A 26,852-nucleotide genomic window follows, 5' to 3' on the forward strand; every position below is an offset into this window, starting at 1 on the left:
GAGGCGACGCGGAGCGTCGTCGACCGACGACAACGCCGCGAGCGTGCGTGCCAGGCCCCGCGAGCCCGGCCTGATCCAAACGACAAGCCCTAAGGGACCACTCGAAGCGCGTCCCCACCTCCTCCCACGACGGCGACCGCCCCGTCCCGGTCCGTCCTGAGCACGGCCGCGCCGCGCGCCCGCAGCGCCGCCAGTGTGCCGGGCGCCGGGTGGCCGTACGGGTTGTCGCGGCCCACCGAGATCAGCGCGACCCGGGGCGCGGCCCTGCGCAGCAGTTCCGGATCCTGGTACGCCGAGCCGTGATGGGCGACCTTGAGCACGTCGACCGGGGGCAGCCGGGCCCCGGCGGGCGTTCTCAACAGGGCCCGCTGCGCGGGTGGTTCGAGATCACCGAGGAGCAGCAGGGTCATGCCCGCGACGCGGACGAGCAGGGTCACGCTCGCGTCGTTCGGCCCGTCCGGCGTCGGGACCGGGGCCGGCGGGGGCCACAGCACCTGCCAGTCGAGCGGGCCCGCCCTGCGCCGCTCCCCCGCCGCCGCGCGCACCACCGGGACCCCACGGCTCGCGGCCTCCCTCCGCACGAAGGCCACCTGGTCCCGCGGCTCCGCGAACCCGGTCGTCTCGATCTGCCCGACGGCCCTTCCCCGCAACACCCCCGCGAGCCCGGCCACATGGTCCGCGTGGAAGTGCGTGAGCACCACGGCCGGGACCCGGGTGACGCCCAGCGAACGCAGACACCGGTCGACCAGCAACGGGTCGGGCCCCGCGTCCACCACCACCCCGCTCCCCGCCCCCGCCGCGAGCACCAGCGCGTCGCCCTGCCCCACGTCGCACGCGACCAGGCGCCAGCCGGCCGGCGGCCAGCCGGTGACGCCCCGCACGAGCGGCGCGGGCCGCGTGATCACCAGGACGAGCAGCAGCGCGCAGACCCCGCAGATCCAGGGCGACGCGAGCACTCTGCGCCCCGCGAGCACGAGGACCGCCGTGCCGAGCGCGAGCAGCGCCCCACCGCGCCAGCCGCCGGGCCAGTCCATCCCGCTGCCGGGCAGGGCGGCCCCGGTCCTGGCGAGGTCCGCGATCCACCCCGTGGGCCAACCGGCGCACCAGGCCAGGGACTTCGCCACCGGCATCGCGAACGGCGCCGCCGCCAGCGCCGCGAACCCGAGCACGGTCGCGGGCGCCACCGCGAACTCCGCGAGCAGATTGCACGGCACCGCCACCAGGCTCACCCGCGCCGCCAGCACCGCGACCACCGGAGCGCACACCGCCTGCGCGGCAGCGGCCGCCCCCAGCGCCTCGGCGAGCCGCCCCGGCACCCCGCGCCCGCGCAGCGCCGCGCTCCACCGCGGGGCCAGGGTCAGGAGCGCGCCCGTGGCGAGCACCGACAGCAGGAACCCGTAACTCCGCGCCAGCCACGGGTCGTACAGGACGAGCAGCAGCACCGCCGTGGCCAGCGCGGGCAGCAGGGATCTGCGGCGCCCGGTCGCCAAGGCGAGCAGCGCGATCAGCCCGCACGACGCCGCGCGCAGCACGCTCGGCTCGGGCCGGCACACCGCCACGAACCCGAGCGTGAGCACCCCGCCGAGCACTGCGGTCGTCCGCAACGGCAACCCGATCCGGGGCGCGAGCCCGCGCCGCTCCACGAGCTGGGCGGTGCCGGGCGGGCCGATCAACAGGGCGAGCAGAATCGTGAAGTTGGCCCCGCTGACGGCCATGAGGTGCAACAGGTCCGTCTCCGCGAAGGCGGCATGCAGCTCCGGTGTCACGCGCGCCGTGTCGCCGACGACGAGCCCCGGCAGGAGTGCGCGCGCGTCCGCGTCGAGCCCGCCCGTGGCCTCGCGCAGCCCCTCCCGCAGCGCCCCGGCCACCCGCTGCGACCGGCTCGGCGCCCCCACGACCCACGCACGCTCCCCGCTCCCGACCCGCAGCACCGCCGCGACCCGGTCCCCCGCCACCATCGGCGGCGCGAGACTCCCCCGGACTCGCAACCGGGTACTCGGCAGCACCGAAAGCCATGAACTGCCTTGTACCTGCGCCGACTTGACGGGTGCGAGCGGCGAGCGCGGCGAGCGCGGTCGGCGTGGGGAATCGGTGCCCCGGCCCCCTCCGCTCACCACGACCAGCACAGGCGCCCGCGTCCGCACCACGCCCCCGTCCGGGCCCGTTACCCGCACCACGTCCGCCTCCACCAGCACCGACGTCGGCGTCGCGTGGTCCCCGCTGACCCTCGGCCGGGTGAGCCGCGGGTCGGAGGTCACCTCCAACTCGGCCTCCACTCGGGCGAATCGGGACCCAAGCTCGGGCACGGGGCCGCGTCGCAGATCCGCCCCGTGCAGACCCGCGGAGGCCGCCGCCGCGGCGGTGCACAGGAGCAGCGCCGCCACCGACGGACCACGCCAGGACCGCACCGCATGCCCAGCCCCGCCGCGCCCCGCGCCACGACGCCCCGCCACCAACAACGCCGCCCCACCGACCGCACACACCACCGCCACCACCCCCGCCCACCACGGCGAACCGGTCACGGTCAGTGCCGCGGTTCCCCACGCCGCGAGCGCGGGCGGCACCAACCGCAGGTCCAGCGGCCCCTCTTGCCGCGGATGCGCGTCGCCGAGCCGACCCGCCCCGATCCGACCCGCCCCAAGCCGCCCCCTCGCGGACGGCACCCCCCGGTCGTCGTTCATGGCCGCACGAGGTTCTGCAGATCCTCGAAGCGGCGGTCGCCGATGCCGTTGACCTCCCGCAGTTCGTCGACGGAGCGGAAACCGCCGTGCTCCGTGCGGTAGTCGACGATGTGCTGCGCCAGCACGGGGCCGACACCCGGCAGCGTGTCGAGCTGTTCCAGGGTGGCCGTGTTGAGGCCGACCGGGCCCGCCGGCGCCGACGCTCCCGCGGCTCCGCCCGGCGGCGCGGCGGCGGCCGCCGTCGCCGGCTCACCCACCAGGATCTGCTCACCGTCCACGAGGAGCCGCGCCCTGTTGAGCCCCTCCATGTCCGCACCGGGACGCACCCCGCCGGCCGCCCGCAACGCGTCCGCGACCCGGGCCCCGGCGGGCAGCCGACGCAGCCCCGGCCTTCGCACCTTTCCGCCGACGTCCACGACGACCCCGGCGGCACCGGTCGCCACGGGCCCCGCCCCCGAAGCGGCCGGGGAGGCGCCGCTTCCCGGTGGCTCCACGGCTCGCGGCGCCGCCGCCCGCACCGTCTCGGGCGCCCGTACCGGCTGCGTACGCCCCGCCCAGAAGTGCTGCACGGCGAAGATCCCCACCACGGCGACCAGGACGGCCAGCGCCACGGCCCCGCGACGCTCGACCCCGCACCGCGTCTGCACCCACAGCGGCAACCGGTCCCGCACGGCGAGCACGGCACGCTGCCGCCGCGGGGGCGCCGGATCCGACAAGGCCTCGACGGGCGGCTCAGGCCCAGGCCCAGGCTCACGCGCCCACGACGGAGACGACGGAGACGACACGGAACCGGCCGCGACGGACCCCCGCGCGTCCCGCTCCGCCGACGCCACCGACTCCGCCGGTACCGGTACCGGCGGTGGCGCGAACAACGCCTCCGCCCGCACCCGCGTCCGCTCCGCCTCGACGCGCCTGCGCCGCGCGCGCCGCCACACCATGTGCCGCTGCCGAGCCCGACTGTCGGAGGTGCGGCCGCGCCCCGGCCCGCTGGATGCGTACGTCGTCCGTGTCCGTGATCGAAGTTCCATGACACGAGACGGTAGGCAGCACGCCACCCACGAGTGGATCTTGCTCAATTCCCGGGGACAACCCGGCAGTTGTGGAAAACCCCGTCACCCACACGACCGACGCCGGGGCTCGCGCCGCCCTACGTCCGAGGCGAGACCACGGCCCCCAGCAACCCCGGCCCCGTGTGCGCCCCGATCACCGCGCCCACTTCGCTCACATGCAGCTCGGCCAGACCCGGCAGCCGCTCACGCAGCCAGTCCGCCAGCGTCTCCGCCCGCTCCGGCGCGGCCAAATGGTGCACGGCCACGTCCACCTGCGCGCTGCCCGCCCGCTCGGCCACGATCTCCTGCAACCGCGCGATCGCCTTCGACGAGGTACGGACCTTCTCCAGGAGTTCGATACGGCCGCCGTCGAGCTGGAGCAGCGGCTTGACCGCGAGCGCGGACCCGAACAGCGCCTGCGCGGCGCCGATCCGGCCGCCCCGGCGCAGATAGTCCAGCGTGTCCACGTAGAAGTACGCCGAGGTGCCCGCGGCCCGCTTCTCCGCCGCGTTCACCGCCTCGTCGACGGTGCCTCCCGCGTCGGCCGTCTCCGCCGCCGCGAGCGCGCAGAAGCCGAGGGCCATGGCCACCATCCCGGTGTCCACGACGCGCACCGGGACCGGGGCCTCGCGCGCGGCCAGCACCGCGGCGTCGTACGTCCCGGAGATCTCGGCGGACAGATGCAGCGAGACGATGGCGGTGGCGCCGGACTCGGCCACCTTGCGGTAGGTCTCGGCGAACAGCTCGGGGCTCGGTCTCGACGTCGTCACCGACCGGCGCTTGTTCAGCGCCTCCGCGACCGAGCGGGCGGAGATCTCCGTACCCTCCTCGAGCGCCCGGTCACCCAGGACCACGGTCAACGGCACCGCCGTGATGCCGTGGCGCTCCATCGTCCGCTGCGGCAGGTAGGCCGTTGAATCGGTGACGATCGCGACATGGCGGGACATGCACCGGAGATTACCTGCCGCGGCCACCGCTCGGCAGCCCGGCCCCTACCCTCCGGCGCCGACTCGAGTCCCTCAAGTCGTGCTCTCCGGGCGGGGTTTCTTCTCCCACGGGTAGACCGGCCGCACACCCGGCGGTGTGATCGAGGGCCTGTCCCGCTCCTGCGCGGGGCCCGACCCGGCCGGCTCGTGCGTGGCCTCGGTCGTCCAGTGCCGCAGCGCCCCGGCCTCCAGGTCGATCTGCGAGCTCAGCGCGTCCAGGTCGTCGCTCGCGAACCGGCCGGCCCGGTCGCGGGCCGCGTGCCGCAGCGCGTCGGCGGACCGCGTGATCTGCTCCGTACGCGTCCTGAGCTCCGGCAGCACTCGCGCCACCTGCCCCTTGTCGGGCTCGCTCTCCAGGCGCTTGAGCTCGGCGTCCACCTCGTGCCCGTGCGCGCTCAGCCGCTCGAAGAGGCCGAGGGACTCCTTGAGCGAGGGGTCCTCGCTCACACGCGCGTGCAGCGCGTCCTGCGTGGCGCGCATGGAGGTGCGCAGCTTCAGTCGCAGATGTGCCACCTCGGCCGCCGCACCGGGCTGTGCGTAGCTCTTGGCGCGCAGCGCGGTGTCCTCGACCGCCCGCCGCGCCTGCTCGACCTTGCGGTCCACCCCGCGCTTGGCGGCGCCGACCGCCTTCACCGTCACGTACCCGCCGAAGGCCAGGAGCACGACGAAGATCAGCGCGATGATCACAAGCACGACATCCATGGCGCTCTCCTCCAGCTCGCCCCGCCCACCGGCTCTCTCCACGGTAAACGGAACGGGCAGGCCGAGGGTTCCAGCGGAACCCCCAACCTGCCCGTAGGGAACAACCCCGAGGCCGTTACGCGCAGACGATCACGCGAGGACGGTCACGCGGGAACGATGTTCACCAGCTTCGGCGCCCGCACGATGACCTTGCGGATACCGGCGCCGTCCAGCGCGGCGACGACCTTCTCGTCTGCCAGGGCGATCTTCTCCAGCTCCTCCTCGGAGATCGCCGGGGAGACCTCCAGGCGGGCCCTGACCTTGCCCTTGATCTGGACGACGCAGGTCACGGCCTCGTCGACCGCATACTCGGGGTCGGCGACCGGGAAGTCCTGGTGGACGACGGAGTCGCTGTGGCCCAGCTTGCGCCACAGCTCCTCGGCGACGTGCGGGGCCAGCGACGCGACCAACAGCACCAGGCGCTCGGCCACGGAGCGCGGCAGCGAGCCGCCCGCGTAGGACTTCACCAGGTGGTTGTTCAGCTCGGTGACCTTGGCGATCGCGGTGTTGAACCGCATGCCCTCCAGGTCGCCGCGCACGCCGTCGATCGCCTTGTGCAGCGCGCGCAGCGTGGCCACGTCGATGTCCGCCTCGGGCACGTCGACGACGGTGACCTCACCGGTCTCCTCGTCGACGACGTTGCGCCACAGGCGCTGCAACAGCCGGAACTGGCCGACGACCGCGCGCGTGTCCCACGGCCGGGAGACGTCCAGCGGGCCCATCGCCATCTCGTACAGGCGCAGCGTGTCCGCACCGTACTCGGCGCAGATCTCGTCCGGCGTGACGGCGTTCTTCAGGGACTTGCCCATCTTGCCCAGCAGCCGGGAGACCTTCTCGCCCTGGTAGTAGTACGCGCCGTCGCGCTCCTCCACCTCGGCGGCCGGCACGGCGATCCCGCGCGCGTCCCGGTAGACGTACGCCTGGATCATGCCCTGGTTGTACAGCTTGTGGAACGGCTCGGCCGACGAGATGTGGCCCAGGTCGAACAGCACCTTCGACCAGAAGCGCGCGTACAGCAGGTGCAGTACGGCGTGCTCGGCGCCGCCCACGTACAGGTCGACCCCGCCGGTGGGCATGCCCTCGCGGGGGCCCATCCAGTACTGCTCGATCTCGGGGGCCACCAGCTGCTCGTCGTTGTGCGGGTCCAGGTAGCGCAGCTCGTACCAGCAGGAGCCGGCCCAGTTGGGCATGGTGTTGGTCTCGCGGCGGAACTTGCGCGGGCCCTTGCCGTCGCCCAGGTCCAGCGTGACGTTGACCCAGTCCTCGTTGCGCGACAGCGGCGTCTCGGGCCGGGTGTCGGCGTCGTCCGGGTCGAAGGTGCGCGGGCTGTAGTCCTCGACCTCGGGCAGCTCCAGCGGCAGCATCGACTCGGGCAGCGCGTGGGCGATGCCGTCCTCGTCGTAGGCGATCGGGAAGGGCTCGCCCCAGTAGCGCTGGCGGCTGAACAGCCAGTCGCGCAGCCGGAAGTTGACCGTGCCGGCGCCGATGCCCTTGCGCTCCAGCCACTCGGTCGTGCGGGCCTTGGCGTCGGCGACGCCCAGGCCGTCCAGGGAGATGTCCTCGCCGGCGGAGTTGACCAGCTTGGCGTCGCCCGCGACGAACGCGTCGTCCCACGTCGCCGGGTCGGTGCCGCGGTCGTCCGACGGCTCGACGACACACCGCATAGGCAGCTCGAAAGCGCGCGCGAAGGCGAAGTCGCGGCTGTCGTGCGCCGGGACGGCCATGATCGCGCCGGTGCCGTAGCCCATCAGCACGTAGTCGGCGATGAAGACCGGGACCTGCTCGCCGCTGACCGGGTTGGTCGCGAACGCGCCGGTGAAGACGCCGGTCTTGTCCTTGGCCTCGGCCTGGCGCTCGACGTCGGACTTCGAGGCGGCCTGCTTGCGGTAGGCGGCGACGGCCTCGGCGGGCGTCGCGTGACCGCCCGTCCACACGTCGTGGGTGCCCTCCGGCCAGGCGGCCGGGGTGATCTTCTCGACCAGCTCGTGCTCGGGGGCCAGCACCATGTAGGTGGCGCCGAACAGGGTGTCCTGACGGGTGGAGAAGACGGTGATCTTCTCTTCGCCGGAGCCGTCGGCGTCCGGTACGGCGAAGTCGATCCGCGCGCCCTCGGAGCGACCGATCCAGTTGCGCTGCTGCAGCTTGATCGCCTCGGGCCAGTCCAGGCCGTCCAGGTCGTCGATCAGGCGGTCCGCGTAGGCCGTGATGCGCATGTTCCACTGGCGCAGCTTCGACTTGAAGACGGGGAAATTGCCGCGCTCGGAGCGGCCGTCGGCGGTGACCTCCTCGTTGGCCAGGACGGTGCCCAGGCCCGGCGCCCAGTTCACGGGCGCGTCAGAGGCGTACGCCAGGCGGTACTCGCCCAGGATGTCGGCGCGCTCGGCCTCGCTCAGCCCGCTCCAGGAGCCGCCGCCGGGAACGGCGCGCTCACCGGTCTCGAACTGCTCGACCAGGTCGGCGATCGGACGGGCCTTCTTCAGGTCGTCGTCGTACCAGGAGTTGAAGATCTGCAGGAAGATCCACTGCGTCCACTTGTAGTACTCCGGGTCGATCGTGGCGAACGACCGGCGCTTGTCGTGGCCCAGGCCCAGACGGCGCAGCTGCGCCTTCATGTTGACCATGTTGGCCTCGGTCGACGCGCGCGGGTGGGTGCCCGTCTGCACGGCGTACTGCTCGGCGGGCAGGCCGAAGGCGTCGAAGCCCAGGGTGTGCAGCACGTTGTGGCCGGTCATGCGCTGGAAGCGCGCGAAGACGTCCGTGGCGATGTAGCCCAGCGGGTGGCCGACGTGCAGGCCCGCACCGGAGGGGTACGGGAACATGTCCATGATGAACTTCTTGGGCCGCGACGCGACCTGCGGGTCGCCCGCCAGGTCACCGCTCGGGTTGGGCGCCTCGTAGGTGCCGTCGGCGTCCCAGAAGTCCTGCCAGCGTGCCTCGATGTCGGCGGCCATGGCCGCCGTATAGCGGTGCGGCGCGACCGCCGCCTCGGAAGCGGCGGCGGTGTTCGTCTCGCTCATGATCCTCAAAGCTCCATCGATCGTCTCTGCCAGCGGCCAGTGCTCAGGAAGTCCCGTGCTTAGGAAATGAAAAAGCCCCTCGCACAGGAGGGGACGCCGCGCCGATTCCGACCACTCGCCCTGGGGGCGGGTCGGGACTGATCAGCGCGGCTCGCTAAGCAGAAGGCGTACGGCACGCATGGCGTCAGGGTACCGCAGCCCTCGCTCGGCCCGCGACGGGCTTCCACGGCACCCCGCCCGGCTCAAGGGTTACTCGGCGTACCGCCCACTATCGGGACAACACAACGACCAAACATCCACTAGATAACAGCGAGATAACTCAAACCTCGTACTGCCCGGTATGCATCGACCTAGAGTGCGGGCCGTGGGACCACCGTGCCGAACCGTTCGGAGTCACCCCCATGAACCCTCGAACCCCTCACTCCCTGAACTCACTTCGTACGCCGATGAGTTCACGCTTGCCCGGCGCCGGCCGTCGCAGGAGAACAGGGCTGCTCATCGCGGGAGCCGTCCTCCTGTTGCCCGTACTGGTGTCCACCGGCAGCGACGCCGTGCGGGCGACGCTCGACTTCGGCGCGGGCGTGCTCTCGCTGGTCTCCCTGACCTCGTCCGTCGTCTGGGGCCTGGTCGCCTCCGACCGGGTCTTCCTCACCTCCCGGCAGCGGCTGCTCGCGCAGGCCGTGCACCGGATCACCGCGGTCGCCTCGCTGGTCTTCCTGCTGCTGCACATCAGCGTGAAGCTCGCGCTGTCGCACGTCACGCTGCTCGGCGCGCTGATCCCGTTCTCCGGGGGCTTCAGCGGCAGCGCGGGCCTGATCGGCCTGGGCGTGACCGCCGGACTCCTCATGATCACCACGGGTGTCACGGGCGCGCTGCGCAGCTCCATGGCCTCCCCCGCCCGGCTCGCCGCCCGCTGGCGCGCGACCCACATGCTCGCCTACCCGGCCTGGTGCTTCGCCCTCATGCACGGCCTGTACGCGGGCCGGCCCGCGAAGGCGTACGTGACCGTCCTGTACTGCCTGGCCCTGGTCGCGGTCGCCGGCGCGATCGCCCTGCGGGCGTCGCCGCAGGCCGTGCGGCGCAAGGTGGCGGTGCGCATCCTCGAATTCCTGGACGCGGGCCCGCGCGCGGGCGGCACCAGGCGGGCCGGCTCCCCCCTCCCCCAGCCCGCACCGCAGCCCGCCTTCGAGTCCGCTCCCCCGATACCGACACCAACACCCACGCAGACCGACATCGGCTTCGCTGCCGCCTACCGCGCGGTGTCGGCCCTCCCCCGCTCGGAGCTGCCCACCCAGTCGGTCCCGTACGTGGAACAGCACTCGGTCCCGCACCTGGAGCAGCACTCGGTCCCGTACGTGGAGCAGTACGCGGAACCCATGGCCTCCGCGCCCACCGAGCGCTGGCCCGCCCCCTCCCCGCCACCACCGGCCGAGGCCCCGCCCTCCCTCTACGACCCGACGTACGACACCCCCTACGGAGGCGTCCCCGGCTACCCCGCCTCCTACGGAGACAGCACGAACCACGGCGCCCACGAAGACCTCTACAAGGAAGCGCCCGATCCCACCGAACCGCTCCCCGGCCCCTACCAAGCCCCCGCTTCCGGCGAGCCCTGGACCACGCCCTACGGAGGCACGCAGTGAACACCGCACTGCCCGACGTCCCGGAGGTCCGGGTCGTCGGTCTTCCCCAGCTCACTTCGGGGTTCGACCTCGTGGAGCGGCTCGATCTCGACATGCACCTGAAGGTGCACGGACCGCTGGAACCCATGGCGGGCGAACAGCTCGCGCAGCTGGCCCAGGCGATATCCCTGCGCGGCCGGGGCGGAGCGGGCTTCCCCTTCGCCAAGAAGCTCCGCGCGGTCGCGGAGTCGGCGATCCGGCGCGGGGTGCGCCCGGTCGTCGTCGTCAACGGCAGCGAGGACGAGCCCGCCTGCCGCAAGGACACCGTGCTGATCAACCGGGCCCCGCACCTGATCCTGGACGGTGCCCTGCTCGTCGCGGAGGCGATCGGCGCGCGCACGCTCGTCATCGGTGTGACCCGCGACAGCACTGAGGCGTCGATGCAGGCGGCCCTCGCCGAGCGCGGCTTGTCGAACCGCCGGGGCTCCCCGCTCCGCGCGCGCGTGCAGCGCAATCCGGTGCGCATGGTCACCGGCGAGTCCTCGGCCCTGATCCGCTCGGCGGACGGCGGCCCGCCGATGCCGCCGGGCCGCAAGGTCCGCGCCTCCGACTCCGGTGTCGGCGGCGCCCCCACCCTCCTGTCGAACGCGGAGACCTTCGCCCAACTCGCCATCGCCGCCCGCACGGGAGCCGAGCGCTACTGCCGCACGGGCCTGCACGACGAGCCCGGCACGGTCCTGCTGACGCTCTCCGGGGCGGTCGCCCGCCCGATGGTCCTGGAAGTGCCGTCGGGCGTCCCGCTGCGCTACGTCCTCCAGCTCGCGGGCGCTCCCCCGCTTCCCCAGGGCGTCCTCACGGGCGGCTATCACGGCAAGTGGCTCGACGGGATGGGCGCGCAGGACGCCATCGTCTCCCGCGCCTCCCTGGAGGCCTCGGGCGGCGCGCTCGGCGCCGGGGCGATCCTGCCGATCGGACCGGACACCTGCCCGCTCGGCGAGGCCCTGAAGGTGGCGCAGTGGCTGGCCTCGGAGAGCGCGGGCCAGTGCGGCCCCTGCTACCTGGGGCTGCCCGCGGCGGCGCGCGGCCTCGAGGACGTGCTGAACGGGGGTGGTCCTGCCGCCCTGGAGGCGCTGCGCGAGGTCACGCGCGCGGTGAAGCGGCGCGGGGCGTGCAAGCACCCGGACGGTTCGGCGGCGTTCATCGAGTCGACGATCTCGGCGTTCACGGACGACCTGGCCGCACACGTCCTGGGAGCGGGCTGCGGCCGCCCGGTGCTCGGTGTGCTGCCGCTGCACGCGCAGGCACCGGCGAGCTCGACGCCCAGCGGGAAGCGGCTCGCCGTCGACTGGACGCTGTGCCGGGGGCACGGCCTGTGCGCGGACATCGTGCCGGAGCTCCTGCAGTTGGGCCCGGACGGCTTCCCGACGGTCGCCGAGGCGGCGGTGCCCGCCTACTCGGAGGCGAACGCGGTACGGGCCGTGCGCCGTTGCCCCGCGCTGGCGCTGCGCATCGAAGAGGACGCGTCGGCGGCCCCACTGGACCGGCGCCCCGCGCGCCCCGCGCTCCCACCCGGCCGCAGCCGGGCCCGCAGGTAGCGAACCCTCTGCCCCGGGGGCACACACAAAGGCGGGCCATCCGATTCGGATGGCCCGCCTTCACGTTTCTGTGGAGCTAAGGAGAATCGAACTCCTGACCTCCTGCATGCCATGCAGGCGCTCTACCAACTGAGCTATAGCCCCGTGCTTTGGTCCTCCGGGGCGTCCTTGTCGGTCTCCCCGGCGGCGTCGCCAACATTACACGGTCACCGGGGTGCATCACCAAATCGTTTCCCTTCCGTCCCCTTCTGTATGGAAAAGTCGCCATTGACGACTACTAGAGTTCCCTCGCGTGACTGTGCTCGCCCTGCCCCGCACCCGCCACGCACCGACAGCGCTGGGAGCCTGCCTGCTCTCGTTCGCGGCCTTCGTGATCGCCCAGCGCGCGGCCGACGTCTCGATGATCGATCTGATGGTCTACCGGGCGGAGGGCTGGACGGTCCGCACGGGCGGCGATCTCTACGCACTGCGCGCGACCTACGCCGATCTGCCGACCACCTACCCGCCGTTCGCCGCACTGCTGTTCCTGCCGCTGACGCTCCTGGACGTGGAGACAATGAAGGTCGCCGCGACCGCCCTGAACCTCGCCCTCCTCTTCGGTCTGGTCCACCTCTCCCTGCGCCTGGTGCGACGCCACGCGCGCGTGGAGCACGCCCTGTGGGCGGCGGCCGTCGCCGTGTGGTGCGAGCCGGTGTGGACGACGCTGCGCTACGGGCAGGTCAATCTGCTGCTCGCCGTGCTCGTCCTGTGGGACCTGACGCGCCGGCCAGGGCACCACTGGGCGGGCGTGGGGATCGGCGTCGCGGCGGCGATCAAGCTGACGCCCGCGCTGTTCACCGTCTTCCTGTTGTGCACCGGGCTCGCGCAGTTGGCACGGGGCGGGGCCTGGCGGCCGTGGGTGCGCGGGGCGTGCGTGGCGGTGGGCTCGTTCGTCTGCGTGACCGTGCTCACGGCCGTCGTCCTGCCGCGCGACTCCCGGCACTTCTGGACACGGATGGTCTTCGAGTCGGACCGCCCCGGCCACGCCGAGGAGACCGGCAACCAGTCGCTGCGCGGCGTACTGGCCCGACTGCTGCACACCGGGGACCCCGGGGCCTGGTGGGCCGTCGCCGCCGCCCTCACGGCCCTCGTCGGGCTCACGGTCGCGGTCGCGGCGGCGCTGCGCGGGCGGCGGGCCCAGGCGGCGATGGCGTGCGCGACGACGGCCCTCCTGATCAGCCCGGTCTCGTGGTCCCACCACTGGGTCTGGTGCGTGCCTCTGGCGCTGCTCGTGTGGGAGTCGCGCCGTCAGAAGACCGCGCTCGCCCTGGCCTTGGCGTTCTGCTCGTACGCGCTGTGGTGGGTGCCGCACGCCGACGGGATGCCCGAACTCCACCAGAACGCGGGGGAATCGATGCTTTCAGCGCTCTACGTAGCGGTGGCCTGCGCCTTCCTGGCCTACGCGGCGTACGCGGAGGTCAGGCTCTGGCGAACGAGTAGAAGCGCTTGAGCGTGCAGTGCTCGTCCAGGAGCCGGCCGTAGATCGGCTCGCCCTCCAACTCCCGATACGTCTCGATCGGGTCGCCTTTTATGATCAGCGCCCGCGCGCATTCCTCGCACCAGTACTGGTAGTCGGGGTTCAGCGGCTCCATGTCGCGCACGATGGGCGTACCGCTGCCGCACCAGTCGCACTTCCTCCTGTGTGCACCCATGTGTTCCGCTCAGCTCCAGCTGTGGCCGCAGGCCGTGCACACGTACGAGATCCCGCCGTTGTCGCCGAGCATCTGGGCGACGTGGAAGGAGCCGCAGGACGGACAGTTGAGGGACGGGGCTTCTTTCGAACCGGCCGGGGGCTCGGCGGATATCACTCTCATGCCGAGGAAGCGATCGGCTTCCTCGTTGATGCTCAAGGGCATCGCGCACTCCCTCCCCAGCGGGCCGCCTTCGTCGGTCGGACACAGCCCCGTTCCGGCCGTCCGATTCTGCCACGGCGGAAGCGGCCCGGTCAGCGACGCCCGCGTACCAGTCCGGACACGACGTTCGCAGAGGTATACGCCCCGGGTGCCCCCGGCGCCTCAAACCCGCCGCGAAATCGGCAACGAAAAATCCCGCCCCTGACGGGACGGGATCTTTGATTCCTGTGGAGCTAAGGAGAATCGAACTCCTGACCTCCTGCATGCCATGCAGGCGCTCTACCAACTGAGCTATAGCCCCTCGCGTTCTTTCCCCTCCGGGCTTTCCCCCGGCGGGCCGAACAAGAAGAACTTTAGCCTGCGACCTGCCGGAAAGTGAAATCCGGTCCCCGAGGAGCTCGGGGACCGGGCTCAGTCGTCGTCGCCGAGGACCGGTTCCGGCAGCGTGCCCGCGTTGTGCTCCAGCAGGCGCCAGCCGCGGGCGCCCTCGCCGAGGACGGACCAGCAGCAGTTCGACAGGCCGCCGAGCCCCTCCCAGTGGCGGGACTCCAGGCCGAGCAGCCGGCCGATGGTGGTGCGGATGGTGCCGCCGTGGCTGACCACGACGAGCAGACCGTCGTCGGGCAGCTTGTCCGCGTGCCGCAGCACGACGGGCGCGGCCCGGTCGGCGACCTCGGTCTCCAGCTCGCCGCCGCCGCGTCGCACGGGCTCGCCGCGCTTCCACGCCGCGTACTGCTCGCCGAAGCGGGCGATGATCTCCTCGTGCGTGAGGCCCTGCCACTCGCCCGCGTACGTCTCCCGCAGGCTCTCGTCGTACGTGGCGTCGAGGCCGGTGAGCGCCGTCAGTTCGGCGGCGGTGGCCGAGGCGCGCTGGAGGTCGGACGCGACGATCGCGTCCGGCCGCAGGGAGGCGAGCAGCCGGGCGGCACGGCGGGCCTGGGCGACACCGGTCTCGGTCAGGCCGATGTCGGTGGTGCCCTGGAAGCGGCGCTCCAGGTTCCAGGCGGTCTGGCCGTGCCGCCACAGGATGACGCGCCGCCCACGGGAGGTGCTGGTCACAGCACCTCCTCCGCCTCGGCGTCCGCGGCCTCCCGCTCCTTGGCGTGCTCCTCGCCCTTGCCGCGGGTGGCCTTGGCGTCCTCGGGCAGGTCGATCTCGGGGCAGTCCTTCCACAGGCGCTCGAGGGCGTAGAAGACGCGCTCCTCGCTGTGCTGGACGTGGACGACGATGTCGACGTAGTCGAGCAGGATCCAGCGGGCGTCGCGGTCGCCCTCACGGCGCACCGGCTTGGCGCCGAGCTCCTTGTTGAGCTTCTCCTCGATCTCGTCGACGATCGACTTGACCTGGCGGTCGTTGGGCGCCGAAGCGAGCAGGAAGGCGTCCGTGATGGACAGCACATCGCTGACGTCGTAGGCGATGATGTCGTGCGCGAGCTTGTCCGCTGCCGCCTGCGCGGCGACGTTGATGAGCTCGATGGAACGGTCAGTGGCGGTCACTACAAGGCTTTCCGTCGGCGGTCTGAATCCCCCGAGCGATCCCTCAGGGCAGTACCCCAAGGGTCTCACGGCCCACCGACACGCCTCACGGCATTACCGGCGGCCCCGCGCGCGCGGGGCCGCCGGACCGCCGGTGGGCGGTCACCGGCCGGTGTAGTCCTGGCCGAGCACCACGGACACGTCCGCGTTCCGCGCCGCCTTGCCCTTCGTCACGGCGGACGTCGGCAGGCCCAGGGTCTTGGCGACCTCCACGGCGTCCTTCTTGTGCGCGGCGTCCGCGTAGGTGACCCGGGAGCTCGCGACCGCCGTTCCGGTTCCACCCGACACGAACGTGTAGCCGCCGTTGACCAGCGCGACGCGGGCCTTCTCGGTGCGGGCCTTGTCGCCGGTGGCGTTCTCGATGCCGACGCGCGGCGAGTCACCGCTGGACGGGGACTTCACGGTGCCGCCGAGCACGTTCTCGACCACGGAGTCGGCGGTGGAGCGGGAGATGGCCCCGCCCCGCACCGGCAGCACCTCGCTCTTGTAGTCGCCCTCCTTGGCGCGGTCGGCGAGCTTGGCGAGGAAGGCGCCGAGGTCCTTCTCGTTCAGCGACGGGTCGAGGATCTGGGCGAGCGTCTGCACCGTCGTCGTCGCGGCCTGCGGGTCGGACGACAGCTTGCGCAGCACGCCCTGCATGACCTGCCCGAACCGCTCCAGCTGCGCCGTCTGCGGCTCGCCCTTGGCCCGGTACGTCGCGTACGCCACGGCCGCCGGGCCGCTGAGGGTCTGGTCCGCGCCCTTGTGGACGAGGACGGTGCCCTTCTTGGCGGGGTCGGGGACGGTCGCGTTCGTGGTGACGTCGATGTTTCCGACGAGCTCGACGAGGTTGTTGAGGTACGGGGTGTCGAGCCGCCAGGTGCCCTGGATGTCGGTGCCGAGCAGGGTGTCGAGACCGTCGCTCGTGCCGGAGGAGCCGTCCTCGTCGACGGACTTGGCGAGCGTGGTGCTGGTGCCGTCCTCGTTCGCCAGGGCGAGGGAGTTCGGCAGCAGGACGGTGTAGGCGCGCTTCGTGGTGGTGTTGTTCACGAGCAGCGCCGTGGACGTGCCGCCGCCCTTGGTGTTGTGCAGGTGGAGGACGATGACGTCACGGTTCTGCGGACCGGTCGCGGCGGCCGCGCCGGTCTTCGCCGCGTCCTTCGACAGGAACGGCAGCTTGCCCTGGTACCAGAGGTAGCCGGCGCCGCCGGCCAGGCACAGGGCGAGGACAACGACGAGGGCGATGCCCCGGTTGCGGCCGCGGCGCCGTGCCTCCTCGCGCCGCTCGGTGCGCGACTCGGTGAACTTCAGCCAGTCGATGACGTCTTCGGAGTCCTCGTCCGGCTCCTCGACGAACTCGAACTGCTCGGTGCGGTAGTCGCGCTCGGGCTGCTGAGGCTGTGGGGACTGCGGGGCCTGCGGCGGCGCGGGCGGCGGGGCCTGCTGCGGGATGTACGCGGTCGCCTGCTGGGCCTGCTGGGGCTGCTGGGCCTGGTGCGGTGCTCCGCAGTAGGGGTCGTACGAGGGGGCCTGCTGCTGGTGCTGGTGCTGGTGGGGGTGCTGTCCGGTCGGCTGCTGCTGCCCGCCCGCATACGGGTCGTAGCCGTACCCGTACGGGGAGTTCTGCTCGTACGACGGCGCCTGCTGGACCGGCCGGTAGACCGGTCGGCCGGACTCGTCATAACCGACCAGCTCGTAATTCTGCTGGTCGTAACCGTCGTATCGGTCGTTCACCGATGCCCCTCTCGGCGGTGCAGGGTTCAGTCGCCTCGGTACAGCTGGCGCTTGTCGATATAGCGCACCACACCGTCCGGCACCATGTACCAGATGGGGTCGCCCTTGGCGACCCTGTCGCGGCAGTCCGTGGACGAGATGGCGAGGGCGGGAACCTCGACGAACGAGACGCCGCCCTCGGGCAGGCCCGGGTCGGCGAGCGTGTGGCCCGGCCGCGTGACTCCGATGAAGTGTGCCAGGGAGAACAGCTCGTCGGTGTAACGCCAGGTGAGGATCTGGCCGAGAGCGTCGGCACCCGTGATGAAGAAGAGGTCGGCCTCGGGGTTGAGCTGACGCAGATCGCGCAGGGTGTCCGTCGTGTACGTCGGGCCACCGCGGTCGATGTCGATGCGGCTCACCGAGAACTGCGGGTTCTCGGCGGTCGCGATGACCGTCATCAGATAGCGGTCCTCGGCAGGAGAGACGTTCTTCTCGCTCTTCTGCCAGGGCTGCCCGGTCGGCACGAACACCACCTCGTCGAGGTCGAACTGCGCGGCGACCTCACTGGCCGCCACCAGGTGTCCGTGGTGGATCGGGTCGAATGTCCCGCCCATGACGCCGAGGCGTCGCTTGGCGGGTGAGACCCACTCGTGATCCGGGCCGCCGGCCGGGTTGTTGACCGGGCCGGTAGGCATGTCCTGCGCTCCCATGGGGGCAGAGCCTACTGGCCCGTTCTCGATGGTCCCGTCCGGGCTCAGCGGTCGCGGTTGAAGCGGGTGGTGATCCACAGCAGCAGGATCAGGATGATGAAGGCCGCACCGCCCGTCACGAGGGGGCTGAGGCTTTCGTGGTTGCCGCCGTTCTTGCCCTCGGCAGCGAGAGTGGCGAGCTGGGCGGCAGTGCTGTGGAGGCTCATCTTCAGCAGGACCTATCCGGTGTGGGATCGGGATAAAGACTTCTGACCCATCGTAAGCGGTGGGGTCAGTCGTCGCTCTTGTAGCCCCGCAACAGGAACCAGGCCAGGAAGACCGCGCCCAGCACGCCCACAATCAGCACCCCGCGCAACAGGTTTCCCGCACCCTGTTCCGCTGCTGCGCCGATGACGTGATCGATGTGCTCCATGACGGTTCGCTCCTTCGGTGTGCTGCCCCGTCACGGTATATCCGCCTAGTGTGGACTCCACCTTGGGGGCACGCCCGGAACACGGCGGGACACGTCGAATACACGGACATGGGGGAAGTCGGATGCCCGACGAACCGAACGAGCAGCACGAGAACGTACCGAGCAGGCAGCGCCGGCGCTTCCCGGGGATCTCCTCGCGGGCGTACGAGCATCCCGCGGACCGCTCGGCGCTGGTCGCGCTGCGCAAGCTCAGCGGGTTCGACACGGTCTTCAAGGCGCTGAGCGGGCTGCTGCCCGAGCGCAGTCTGCGCCTGCTGTTCCTGTCGGACTCGGTGCGGGTGTCCGACGAGCAGTTCGCGCACCTCAACACGATGCTGCGGGACGCCTGTTACATCCTGGACCTGGAGAAGGTCCCGCCGATGTACGTCAATCAGGACCCGCAGCCGAACGCGATGTGCATCGGCCTCGACGAGCCGATCATCGTCGTCACCACGGGGCTCGTGGAACTCCTCGACGAGGAGGAGATGCGGGCCGTCGTCGGCCACGAGGTGGGCCACGCGCTGTCCGGGCACTCGGTGTACCGGACGATCCTGCTGTTCCTGACCAGCCTGGCGCTGCGCGTCGCGTGGATCCCGCTCGGCAACCTCGCGATCATGGCGATCGTGACGGCGCTGCGCGAGTGGTTCCGCAAGTCCGAACTCTCCGCGGACCGGGCCGGGTTGCTGGTCGGCCAGGACCTCCAGGCGTCCATGCGCGGCCTGATGAAGATCGCGGGCGGCAACCACCTCCACGAGATGAACGTGGACGCGTTCCTCAAGCAGGCCGAGGAGTACGAGGCCGGGGGCGATCTGCGCGACTCCGTGCTGAAGATCCTCAACGTGCTGCCGCGCTCGCACCCGTTCACCACGGTGCGCGCCGCCGAGCTGAAGAGGTGGGCGGCGAGCCGCGACTACCAGCGCCTGATGGACGGTCACTACCCGCGCCGCAGCGAGGACAAGGACACCTCGGTGACGGACTCGTGGCGCGAGTCCGCCTCGCACTACACGGATTCCGTGAAGACCTCGAAGGACCCACTGATGAAGCTGGTCAGCGACATCGCGGGCGGCGCGGGGGACCTGGGCGGCCGGGTGCGCCGCGGCTTCGGGAACTTCGGCGGGACGGGCGGCGGAGGCAACACCGGGAACCACGGCACCCCCGACGACGAGGGCCGCGAGAACTGACCGGCTACACCTTCGGCTGGGCGCCCGGCGCGAGCGCGCCGCACAGCGCGGTCGCACTGTCCGTCGCGTACGGGTCGGTACCGGCCGGTCCGCCCTTCTTCGCGCTCTGGCCCGCGAGCAGCGGATGCAGATACCCGGCGGAGTCGGACGAGCAGGCGAGCGGGCCCGCCTGGACGTACGAGACCAGCAGCTCGGTCTGGTGGTTGCGCAGGTCCTGGCGGTCGAAGCGGAAGTGCATCGAGCGGCGGACGGTGAACAGGGACGCCTTGGGCTTCTTGTGGCCGTCGGCCGCCTTCGCCTTCTCGTCCGCCTTGTCGGCGGGGCGCAGCGCGTAGACGAAGGTGTGGTCCGAGGTCACTTCGAGGGTGTTCGCGTCGGTCTCGGCGACGTGCAGCGCGCCGCGCACCCGGATGCGGGAATCGGCGAGGGCGGCCTGCGAGGGGTCGAAGCGGACGAGCCAGCCGGTGGCAGCGTGCCGCCCGTCGGTGACCGGCCTGTTGACGCTCTGGTCGAACTGCGGGAGCTGCTGCGGGTCGATCAGCATCCGCACCGGGCGCACGGCGCCGCGCGTCAGTACGTCGGGGTCGAGCGAGGAGTCGACGAGGTAGTCCTTGGCCGTGGTCAGCGCGGTGACGACCTGGCTGTCGGAGAAGTGCGCGGTGGCTTTGGGGTCCTGGGGGAGGTCGATGGCGCGGGCGGCGCGCTCGAAGCGGGCGGCGGGGCTGTGCTCGTACAGCTCGTTCACGGACTCGGCGCCGGGGACGCGGCCCGTCGGGGCGAGGGGTATGACGGTCATGCGCAGCGGTTCGGTGTTCCGGGCCATCGGCGTCGTCCGGTATGGGCTGCGTACGCCCATGTAGACCGCGGTGCCGAAGGCGATCACGATCAGGACGACGAGGATGACGGCCTGCCGGGTGAGGCCCCGGCGCAGCACGGGCAGGCGGCGCACGGCCGGCGAGTGGTCCGCGATGCGCTCCTGCGCGGAGAACTCCTGAAGCCGGGCAGCCTTGACGAACGATTCGTCGAACACGACGGATCGGTACTCTTCCTCGCTGCCACCACCACCGGGACCGCTGTCCGGCGTCCCCTCCGGTGGGTCTCCTGGCCCGCTCATACCTTCAGGGTAGGTCTCCGGGTCGCCAGGTAAACGCCCCGGTGCACGTCAACCTTCCCGGGCCCCCGCGCGGGCGCCCTTCGCACCCCTTCACGGGGTCCGCGGGACCGCCGAGACCGCAGGCTGGGAGTAGTCCGCGGAGGCGGAGGGGGAGCCCGGAACGTTCTTCTCGAGCTCGGTCGTCGCGGGTGGCGGGACCTCGTCCTGGCTGCCGGACGACGCGCCCCGGTAGACGGCCGTGAAGGCGAGGGCGACCATGCCGATGCCCATCAGCAGGGCGAGCGCCCAGGCGACGGGCCTGCGCCAGCGGATGCCACCGGCGGGCCGGCTCTCGCGGTCGAGCTCCCCCTCGTACAGTTCGTCCGACTCGTCCCCGTAACAGCCGAATTCGCCGTCGTCGGCGCGGCCGTAGCCGTCCGCCTCGTCGTAGAACTCGTCGTCGGGCGCCGGCCGGATGCGGGCCCTGCGGGTCTCGGCCTCCTGGGCCTCGGCGCGCGCCTGCGCGGCGGCGAGCAGCCGCTCGACCGCGGTGGGCTCATGGACTTCGGCAGCCTTGATGAAGTCCTCGTCGAAGACCACGGAGGCGAACTCTTCGTCCCAGCCCCCGCGGTCGTGGTCGTCGTCGGGCTCCCAGCCGTCCGGGAACGGCGAGCCCCCCACGTCCTCCGGCACCCGTCCAGCGTAGACCGAAGGGGTCAATTTGGGCAGACGGTAGGGGAATTCATCGCGTGTGGCCGTCGCCCGTGACGATGTACTTCGTGCTCGTCAGCTCGGGCAGGCCCATGGGGCCGCGGGCGTGCAGCTTCTGCGTGGAGATGCCGATCTCGGCGCCGAAGCCGAACTGACCGCCGTCGGTGAACCGCGTCGAAGCGTTGACGGCGACGGTCGTGGAGTCGACGAGCTGCGTGAAGCGGCGGGCCGCCTGCTGCGAGGTGGTGACGATGGCCTCGGTGTGACCGGAGGACCACAGGCGGATGTGCTCGATCGCCCGGTCCATGTCGTCGACGACCGAGGCCGCGATGTCGTGGCTGAGGTACTCGGTCTCCCAGTCGTCGTGGTGCGCCTCGACGACCTCCGCCTTCGACTGTGGGGCGTACGCGAGGATCCGCTGGTCGCCGTGGACGGTGACGCCCGCGTCGGCGAGCGCGTCCAGGGCGCGCGGCACGAACGCGTCGGCGATGTCCTTGTGGACGAGGAAGGTCTCCGCCGCGTTGCACACGGAGACGCGGTGCGCCTTGGAGTTGACGAGGATGTCGACCGCCATGTCGAGGTCGGCATCGGCGTCCACGTAGACGTGGCAGTTGCCGGTGCCGGTCTCGATGACGGGGACGGTCGAGTTCTCGACGACGTTCTTGATGAGCGAGGCACCGCCGCGCGGGATCAGCACGTCGACCAGGCCGCGGGCGCGCATCAGCTCGGTCACCGAGTCGCGGGACTCGCCGGGGACGAGCTGGATCGCGTCGGCGGGCAGGCCCGCGCCACCGACGGCGTCGCGCAGCACGCGCACGAGCGCGGTGTTCGACTCGTACGCGGAGGAACTGCCGCGCAGCAGCACGGCGTTGCCGGACTTGAGGCAGAGGGCGGCGGCGTCGACCGTGACGTTCGGGCGGGCCTCGTAGATGATGCCGACGACGCCGAGGGGGACGCGGACCTGGCGCAGGTCGATGCCGTTCGGGAGGGTGTTGCCGCGCACGACCGTGCCGACGGGGTCGGGCAGGGCGATGACGTCACGCACGTCGGAGGCGATGGCGCGGACCCGCTCCGCGGTGAGCGTGAGGCGGTCGATGATGGCCTCGGACGTGCCCGCCTCGCGGGCCCGCGCGATGTCCTTGGCGTTGGCCTCGATGATCTCCGCCGTACGCACTTCGAGCGCGTCGGCCATGGCACCGAGGGCGTCGTCCTTCTCGGCGCGCGGCAGGGCGGCGAGGTCGTGGGCCGCGGACCGGGCGCGGTACGCGGTCTGGGTGACCGGGGTCATCGAGTCGTACGGATTGAGCGGCAGCGACGTCATGCTCCGCAGGGTATCGGGGGTGTGGGGGCGGTCCACCCGTTGTTTCGGGAGGTGAGACATGGCTGAAATGCGGCCTTGGCCACAGGGGGTGAGGTTTCCGCCTCGGGAGGGTCACATGTGCTGCTGCGCGCCCACGCGGCGGAGCCGCACATCGACACAGCCCCGTGCCTCTTTGCTCAGAAGGGGTGGACGCCTACTGGAGTGGCTGGGAGAGGGCCGTAGCCCTCTGCGATGCGGTGGTGGTAGGTCTGGCGGTCGATGACCTCCAGGCCGACGATCTCCCAGGGCGGGAGCTGGGACGTGCGGCGGTGTTCGCCCCACAGGCGCAGCGCCACGGCGGCGGCGTCGTGCAGGTCGCGGGCCTCTTCCCAGTAGCGGATCTCGGCGTGGTCCACCGCGTAGCGGCTCGTCAGCAGGAAGGGGTGGTCGTGCGCGAGCTGTTCGAGGCCGCGGCGCACCTCCGCGAGCGGGGCCTCGGCGCCGGAGACGCTGAGCGTGACGTGCCACAGACGCGGGCCCTCCTCGGCGCTTCCCTCAGTGGCCTCCCCCGCGACCTCCTCGTCGTACGCGTCTCCCGCGGCCACGCTCGTCAGCGCCCGCTCCGCCGACCCTCGGGGCCCCTTGGACGCGGCCCCCGGGCGCGCTCGTCTCACGACGGCCTCCTTTGCGCAATGGTCGTGCGGACCTTCCCCGGATGAACTCCCTGCCTCAAGAGTTGAGCAGGACACGGAGCTTCTTGGGGCGGTTTTGGGGAAGGTCCCCCACGGGTGGCAGGCTTTCGGCCTTTCACACAGGGGATTTCGAAGGCGCGCGGGGCGTTTCAAGCCTGGAGGATGACCAGGTCGTCCCTGTGTACGACTTCCCGCTCGTAGGCGGGACCGAGTTCGCGGGCCAGCTCGCGCGTGGAGCGGCCGATCAGCTGCGGGATCTCCTTGGCGTCGAAGTTGACGAGCCCGCGGGCAACCGCGCGCCCCTGCTCGTCGCGCAGCTCGACCGGGTCGCCCGCGCCGAACTCGCCCTCCACGGCCGCGATCCCGGCGGGCAGCAGCGATGTGCGCCGCTCGACCACGGCCCGGACGGCGCCGTCGTCGAGGGTGATCGCGCCCTGCGGCGTCGACGCGTGCTGGAGCCACAGCAGGCGGTCGGCGCTGCGGCGGCCGGTGCGGTGGAAGTACGTGCCGGTGTCGCGGGCGGCGAGGGCGTCGGAGGCGTGGGTGGCGCTGGTCAGCACCACGGGGATGCCGGCGGCCGCGGCGATCGAGGCGGCCTCGACCTTGGTGACCATGCCGCCGGTGCCGACGCCCGCCTTCCCGGCGGAGCCGATCTTGACGTGCGCTATGTCGGCGGGGCCCCGCACCTCGGCGATCCGGGAGCTGCCGGGCTTGCTGGGGTCGCCGTCGTACAGGCCGTCGACGTCGGAGAGGAGGACGAGGAGGTCCGCGTGGACGAGATGGGCGACGAGGGCCGCGAGCCGGTCGTTGTCGCCGAAGCGGATCTCGTCCGTGGCCACCGTGTCGTTCTCGTTGACGATCGGGAAGGAGCCCATCGCCAGGAGCTGGTCGAGGGTGCGCGAGGCGTTGCGGTGGTGGGCGCGGCGGGCCATGTCGTCGCTGGTCAGCAGGACCTGGCCGACGCGGACCCCGTAGCGCGCGAAGGAGGCGGTGTAGCGGGCGACCAGGAGGCCCTGGCCGACGCTCGCCGCGGCCTGCTGGCGGGCGAGGTCCTTGGGGCGGCGGGTCAGGCCCAGCGGGGCGAGTCCCGCGGCGATGGCGCCCGAGGAGACGAGGACGATCTCCTTCTCCCCGCCGCTGCGGTGCTTGGCCAGCACGTCGACGAGCGCGTCGACGCGGTCCGCGTCCAGGCCCCCCGCCGCCGTGGTGAGTGACGACGATCCGACCTTGACGACGATCCGGCGGGCGTCCGCCACGCCCTGCCGTGACGTCCCCGACGCTGCCCCAGTTGTTGCCCCTGACATGCCTGGCAATGTACGTGACCTGCCCCTTCGGCCGCTCTTGGGTTTCGAGGTACGGACAGGGCCGTGGACGCCCGGTAATCAAGAAGGGAAGTTGGTCCCCGCACATTCACGCCATTTGCCCGTGTTTCTGCTGCTTACGGCCCTGGAGGATTGCTAGGGGGCCACAGAAAGTCATACGGTCAGTGGTCAGCATTTCCGCGACGTGGACCTCCCCCACGGTCCCCCCGCCCTCCGAGACCCCCTGCCAGGAGCCCAGCCCGTGCCCTCCGCCGGACGTGCCTCGCGCCGCCTCGTGCAGCTTTCCGCGCTGTTCACGATGTTCGCGCTCTATGTGGCCCAGCTCGTCAGCGCGCTCGTTCCGTACGTACCCGTCTTCGTCGCCGCGAGCGCGGCCGGACTCGCCCTCGACACCTACCTGCAGTACAAGCAGCCGGGGCTGCTCTCGCTGCTCGGCAAGATCCGCTTCGACGTGACGGTGCGGCAACTGCTGCGCGACATGCTGATCTTCGTCGGCCTGCTGCGCATCAGCGGCATCAACCCGCTCGACGAGCAGGCTCCGCTGCTGGTCATGGTGCTGGCGATGTACCTGCTGCACTTCGCCTGCCAGGCGGCCGCGGTCCTGGTGCGCCGCTCCCGCACGCTGCCGATCGTCACGCGCAACATCGACGCGTCCGCGCTGAACCTGTGCAAGTCGCCGCCGCGCCTCCTCGCCCGGCGCGCGGCCCACCGCCTGCTGACCTTCGCGATCCCCTCCACGCTCGGCCTGGTGATCACGGCCACGACGACCAACGCGGTGTGGGGCGTCATCGGCATCGGCGTCTCGATCGCCCTCTCCCTCGTCGGCACGGTCTTCCTCGGCACATGGCTGCTGCCGAAGAAGCGTCCCGTGAGCGACGCCAAGGTCATGGAGTGGCTCGACGCGTGGCTGGCCGATTACCAGCCGACCGTCGGCATGTACTTCTCCGGCGGCACCACGTCCGCGTACCAGGCGAACATGTGGCTCTCCACGCTCGCCGACGTCGACGGCAAGCCGCTGCTCGTGCTGCGCGAGCGCTTCATGGTGAACAAGATCGACGCCACCGACGTGCCGATCATCTGCTTCCCGAAGGTGGCCACGATGTTCTCCCTGGAGAACTCGACGCTGAAGATGCTGCTGCACCCGGCGAACGCCGCGAAGACCTCGCAGGTCCTGCGCATCCCCACGATCAAGCACGCCTTCATCAACCACGGCGAGTCCGACAAGCTGTCGTCCTGCAACCCGTACGCGAAGGCGTACGACGAGGTGTGGGTGGCCGGTCCCGCGGCGCGCGACCGCTACCAGCTCGCCGACGTCGGCGTCGACGACAAGGACGTCGTGGAGGTCGGGCGGCCGCAGCTGGCGCCCATCCAGCTGGCGTCCGGCCCGGCCACGGGCGAATACACGACGGTCCTGTACGCCCCCACCTGGGAGGGCTGGGACGGCAACCCGGGCAACACCTCGGTCATCCTCGCCGGCGAGAACATCGTCCGGCAGCTGCTCGACGACCCCAAGGTCCGGCTCGTGTACAAGCCGCACCCGATGACCGGTTCGCAGGTCCCCGCCGCCGGTGAGGCCAACATGCGCATCATGGCGATGATCCAGGAGGCCAACACGCGCCGCTCCGGCGCGCGTCCGGGCCCCGAGGCCGCCGTCGAGCTGGAGCGCCGCTTCGAGGCCCTGAACGAGCTGACCTCCACCAAGTTCCCCAAGGGCACCGACGAGCAGGAGCGGATGCTGCTCCAGGGCAAGCCCGACGGGGACCGGGCGGCCGCGGTCGCCGAGGCGACGGCGGCGTGGGAGGAGGCGTACTGGGCCTCGTTCCCCGAGTGGGAGCACCTGATCATCACCCAGGCCCGGCCCGCGATCTTCACCTGCTTCAACGCGGCCGACGTCCTGATCTCCGACGTCTCCTCGGTCGTCTCCGACTGGCTGAGCAGCGAGAAGCCGTACGCGGTGGCCAACACGTCCGGCCTCACGGAGGACGAGTTCCGCACCGGCTTCCCGACCGTGCGTGCCGCGACGGTGCTCGCGCCCGAGGCGACCGAGGTCCCCGAACTGCTCGCGGTCGTCCGCGGCGAGGCGGAGGACACGCACGCCGAGGCGCGGGTGGCCCTGAAGGAACACCTCCTCGGCCCCTCGGACCCGCCCTCCATCGACCGCTTCAACGCGGCCGTGCGGGCGCTGTGCGCGAAGGCGGACGAGCGGCGGGAGCGGATGGCGGCGCGGGGCGAGGACGAGGTGCCGGCCGCGCGTGAGGACTCCGTCGAGGAGCAGGTGGCGGAGGTGTCGGAGGCGGAGCCGGAGGACACGGTCACTGCGTGACGCCTGACCCGTACGTGCGTGGGGCCCGGGAGCACACCTCCCGGGCCCTTCTGCGTCCCGGCCACGGGTACGCGGACGGCCTGATCTCGCCGAACCGGCGTTACGCCTTCGGGGCCCCGCGGCCTCCCGGTCTCCCGGCCTACCGGCGCTACGGCCTCGGGGCTCCGCCCCGGCCCCCGCTGCTCAATCGCCGCAGGGGCTCGAATTGCCCACCCGCCCGCGGGACTTGAGGTGCCCTCCAGGTCACGGGGGGGGCTCGGCT

23 protein-coding genes and 2 tRNA genes are annotated in these 26,852 nt (G+C 71.8%); 5 read left to right on the forward strand and 20 right to left on the reverse strand.

Annotated features, from left to right (window positions below; genetic code table 11):
* Positions 1-89: 89 nt before the first annotated feature.
* The 5 genes from ACIA8D_RS10555 to leuS all read right to left on the reverse strand — a co-directional run bounded on the left by ACIA8D_RS10555 (position 90) and on the right by leuS (position 8,474).
* Positions 90-2,681, reverse strand: a complete 2,592-nt coding sequence (locus ACIA8D_RS10555; RefSeq protein WP_399230688.1) for a ComEC/Rec2 family competence protein — start codon at positions 2,679-2,681, stop codon at positions 90-92.
* The gene (locus tag ACIA8D_RS10560; protein ID WP_399230690.1) at positions 2,678-3,397 is read right to left on the reverse strand and encodes a helix-hairpin-helix domain-containing protein; all 720 of its coding nucleotides are present in this window, start codon (positions 3,395-3,397) and stop codon (positions 2,678-2,680) included. The genes ACIA8D_RS10555 and ACIA8D_RS10560 overlap by 4 nt, the downstream gene beginning before the upstream one ends.
* A gap of 431 nt (positions 3,398-3,828) precedes the next feature.
* Entirely contained in the window at positions 3,829-4,677 is an 849-nt protein-coding gene (locus ACIA8D_RS10565; protein WP_399230692.1) for a DegV family protein, read from the reverse strand.
* 72 nt (positions 4,678-4,749) lie between these two features.
* Positions 4,750-5,418, reverse strand: a complete 669-nt coding sequence (locus ACIA8D_RS10570; RefSeq protein WP_399230694.1) for a hypothetical protein — start codon at positions 5,416-5,418, stop codon at positions 4,750-4,752.
* A 143-nt stretch (positions 5,419-5,561) separates the two neighbouring features.
* Positions 5,562-8,474: a leucine--tRNA ligase gene (gene leuS / locus ACIA8D_RS10575; protein WP_399230696.1), complete on the reverse strand. Its 2,913-nt coding sequence runs from the start codon at positions 8,472-8,474 to the stop codon at positions 5,562-5,564.
* 446 nt (positions 8,475-8,920) lie between these two features.
* On the opposite strand from leuS, the gene ACIA8D_RS10580 reads away from it, so the two are divergent.
* Both ACIA8D_RS10580 and ACIA8D_RS10585 read left to right on the forward strand, forming a co-directional pair.
* Positions 8,921-10,114, forward strand: coding sequence for a cytochrome b/b6 domain-containing protein (locus ACIA8D_RS10580; RefSeq protein WP_399230697.1), 1,194 nt, complete (start codon positions 8,921-8,923; stop codon positions 10,112-10,114).
* Entirely contained in the window at positions 10,111-11,688 is a 1,578-nt protein-coding gene (locus ACIA8D_RS10585; RefSeq protein ID WP_399230698.1) for an NADH-ubiquinone oxidoreductase-F iron-sulfur binding region domain-containing protein, read from the forward strand. The genes ACIA8D_RS10580 and ACIA8D_RS10585 overlap by 4 nt, the downstream gene beginning before the upstream one ends.
* 71 nt (positions 11,689-11,759) lie before the next feature.
* Here the strand turns inward: ACIA8D_RS10585 and ACIA8D_RS10590 are convergent.
* Positions 11,760-11,832, reverse strand: a tRNA-Ala gene (locus ACIA8D_RS10590).
* 148 nt (positions 11,833-11,980) lie between these two features.
* Between ACIA8D_RS10590 and ACIA8D_RS10595 the strand changes: the two genes are divergently transcribed.
* Complete coding sequence (locus tag ACIA8D_RS10595; protein WP_399230699.1) at positions 11,981-13,177, forward strand: glycosyltransferase 87 family protein; 1,197 nt, start codon at positions 11,981-11,983, stop codon at positions 13,175-13,177.
* On the opposite strand, the gene ACIA8D_RS10600 is transcribed toward ACIA8D_RS10595, so the two are convergent.
* From ACIA8D_RS10600 to ACIA8D_RS10640, 9 genes are all read right to left on the reverse strand, one after another.
* On the reverse strand, positions 13,146-13,379 hold the full coding sequence (locus ACIA8D_RS10600) for a hypothetical protein (protein ID WP_266719727.1): 234 nt from the start codon (positions 13,377-13,379) through the stop codon (positions 13,146-13,148). The two genes, ACIA8D_RS10595 and ACIA8D_RS10600, sit on opposite strands and share 32 nt — an antisense overlap.
* A 9-nt stretch (positions 13,380-13,388) precedes the next feature.
* Positions 13,389-13,583: a hypothetical protein gene (locus tag ACIA8D_RS10605; RefSeq protein WP_399230701.1), complete on the reverse strand. Its 195-nt coding sequence runs from the start codon at positions 13,581-13,583 to the stop codon at positions 13,389-13,391.
* A gap of 225 nt (positions 13,584-13,808) precedes the next feature.
* Positions 13,809-13,881, reverse strand: a tRNA-Ala gene (locus tag ACIA8D_RS10610).
* A gap of 110 nt (positions 13,882-13,991) precedes the next feature.
* Positions 13,992-14,639, reverse strand: a complete 648-nt coding sequence (locus ACIA8D_RS10615; RefSeq protein ID WP_399230702.1) for a histidine phosphatase family protein — start codon at positions 14,637-14,639, stop codon at positions 13,992-13,994.
* Positions 14,636-15,076: a ribosome silencing factor gene (gene rsfS / locus ACIA8D_RS10620; protein WP_385770651.1), complete on the reverse strand. Its 441-nt coding sequence runs from the start codon at positions 15,074-15,076 to the stop codon at positions 14,636-14,638. The genes ACIA8D_RS10615 and rsfS overlap by 4 nt, the downstream gene beginning before the upstream one ends.
* 141 nt (positions 15,077-15,217) lie before the next feature.
* A complete protein-coding gene (locus tag ACIA8D_RS10625) occupies positions 15,218-16,828 on the reverse strand; it encodes an LCP family protein (protein WP_399230703.1) in 1,611 nt (536 codons plus the stop codon).
* A 26-nt stretch (positions 16,829-16,854) separates the two neighbouring features.
* Positions 16,855-17,517, reverse strand: coding sequence for a nicotinate-nucleotide adenylyltransferase (gene nadD / locus ACIA8D_RS10630; RefSeq protein ID WP_399230705.1), 663 nt, complete (start codon positions 17,515-17,517; stop codon positions 16,855-16,857).
* A 44-nt stretch (positions 17,518-17,561) separates the two neighbouring features.
* Positions 17,562-17,723, reverse strand: coding sequence for a hypothetical protein (locus tag ACIA8D_RS10635; RefSeq protein WP_399230707.1), 162 nt, complete (start codon positions 17,721-17,723; stop codon positions 17,562-17,564).
* Positions 17,724-17,788: 65 nt separating this feature from the next.
* A complete protein-coding gene (locus ACIA8D_RS10640; RefSeq protein ID WP_385770659.1) occupies positions 17,789-17,929 on the reverse strand; it encodes a hypothetical protein in 141 nt (46 codons plus the stop codon).
* A gap of 122 nt (positions 17,930-18,051) precedes the next feature.
* Between ACIA8D_RS10640 and ACIA8D_RS10645 the strand changes: the two genes are divergently transcribed.
* Entirely contained in the window at positions 18,052-19,149 is a 1,098-nt protein-coding gene (locus tag ACIA8D_RS10645) for a M48 family metallopeptidase (RefSeq protein WP_399230709.1), read from the forward strand.
* A 4-nt stretch (positions 19,150-19,153) separates the two neighbouring features.
* Here ACIA8D_RS10645 and ACIA8D_RS10650 read toward each other — a convergent pair whose 3' ends face one another.
* The 5 genes from ACIA8D_RS10650 to proB all read right to left on the reverse strand — a co-directional run bounded on the left by ACIA8D_RS10650 (position 19,154) and on the right by proB (position 24,201).
* The gene (locus ACIA8D_RS10650; protein WP_399230710.1) at positions 19,154-20,263 is read right to left on the reverse strand and encodes a hypothetical protein; all 1,110 of its coding nucleotides are present in this window, start codon (positions 20,261-20,263) and stop codon (positions 19,154-19,156) included.
* Positions 20,264-20,353: 90 nt separating this feature from the next.
* A complete protein-coding gene (locus ACIA8D_RS10655) occupies positions 20,354-20,935 on the reverse strand; it encodes a hypothetical protein (RefSeq protein ID WP_399230711.1) in 582 nt (193 codons plus the stop codon).
* A 49-nt stretch (positions 20,936-20,984) separates the two neighbouring features.
* Positions 20,985-22,274 carry a glutamate-5-semialdehyde dehydrogenase gene (locus ACIA8D_RS10660; protein ID WP_399230713.1) on the reverse strand — a complete coding sequence of 430 codons (1,290 nt, stop codon included), beginning with the start codon at positions 22,272-22,274 and terminating at the stop codon, positions 20,985-20,987.
* Between the two features lie 176 nt (positions 22,275-22,450).
* The gene (locus ACIA8D_RS10665) at positions 22,451-22,927 is read right to left on the reverse strand and encodes a hypothetical protein (protein ID WP_399230715.1); all 477 of its coding nucleotides are present in this window, start codon (positions 22,925-22,927) and stop codon (positions 22,451-22,453) included.
* A 167-nt stretch (positions 22,928-23,094) separates the two neighbouring features.
* Positions 23,095-24,201 (reverse strand): glutamate 5-kinase, encoded by a 1,107-nt coding sequence (gene proB, locus ACIA8D_RS10670; protein ID WP_399231054.1) that lies wholly within the window; start codon positions 24,199-24,201, stop codon positions 23,095-23,097.
* Between the two features lie 307 nt (positions 24,202-24,508).
* Between proB and ACIA8D_RS10675 the strand changes: the two genes are divergently transcribed.
* Complete coding sequence (locus tag ACIA8D_RS10675; RefSeq protein WP_399230717.1) at positions 24,509-26,590, forward strand: hypothetical protein; 2,082 nt, start codon at positions 24,509-24,511, stop codon at positions 26,588-26,590.
* The last annotated feature ends 262 nt before the right edge of the window (positions 26,591-26,852 follow it).

The organism is Streptomyces sp. NPDC051684, assembly GCF_044453445.1.
Lineage (GTDB): Bacteria > Actinomycetota > Actinomycetes > Streptomycetales > Streptomycetaceae > Streptomyces.

Excerpts from the sequence above, each read along its gene's own strand:
- ACIA8D_RS10635 (WP_399230707.1), bottom strand. The coding sequence starts at position 17,723 with ATGAGCCTCCACAGCACTGCCGCCCAGCTCGCCACTCTCGCTGCCGAG.
- ACIA8D_RS10600 (WP_266719727.1), bottom strand. The coding sequence starts at position 13,379 with ATGGGTGCACACAGGAGGAAGTGCGACTGGTGCGGCAGCGGTACGCCC.
- ACIA8D_RS10570 (WP_399230694.1), bottom strand. The coding sequence starts at position 5,418 with ATGGATGTCGTGCTTGTGATCATCGCGCTGATCTTCGTCGTGCTCCTG.
- ACIA8D_RS10555 (WP_399230688.1), bottom strand. The coding sequence starts at position 2,681 with ATGAACGACGACCGGGGGGTGCCGTCCGCGAGGGGGCGGCTTGGGGCG.
- ACIA8D_RS10660 (WP_399230713.1), bottom strand. The coding sequence starts at position 22,274 with ATGACGTCGCTGCCGCTCAATCCGTACGACTCGATGACCCCGGTCACC.
- ACIA8D_RS10640 (WP_385770659.1), bottom strand. The coding sequence starts at position 17,929 with ATGGAGCACATCGATCACGTCATCGGCGCAGCAGCGGAACAGGGTGCG.
- ACIA8D_RS10580 (WP_399230697.1), top strand. The coding sequence starts at position 8,921 with ATGAGTTCACGCTTGCCCGGCGCCGGCCGTCGCAGGAGAACAGGGCTG.
- ACIA8D_RS10650 (WP_399230710.1), bottom strand. The coding sequence starts at position 20,263 with ATGAGCGGGCCAGGAGACCCACCGGAGGGGACGCCGGACAGCGGTCCC.
- ACIA8D_RS10645 (WP_399230709.1), top strand. The coding sequence starts at position 18,052 with ATGCCCGACGAACCGAACGAGCAGCACGAGAACGTACCGAGCAGGCAG.
- nadD (WP_399230705.1), bottom strand. The coding sequence starts at position 17,517 with ATGGGAGCGCAGGACATGCCTACCGGCCCGGTCAACAACCCGGCCGGC.
- ACIA8D_RS10605 (WP_399230701.1), bottom strand. The coding sequence starts at position 13,583 with ATGCCCTTGAGCATCAACGAGGAAGCCGATCGCTTCCTCGGCATGAGA.
- ACIA8D_RS10565 (WP_399230692.1), bottom strand. The coding sequence starts at position 4,677 with ATGTCCCGCCATGTCGCGATCGTCACCGATTCAACGGCCTACCTGCCG.
- leuS (WP_399230696.1), bottom strand. The coding sequence starts at position 8,474 with ATGAGCGAGACGAACACCGCCGCCGCTTCCGAGGCGGCGGTCGCGCCG.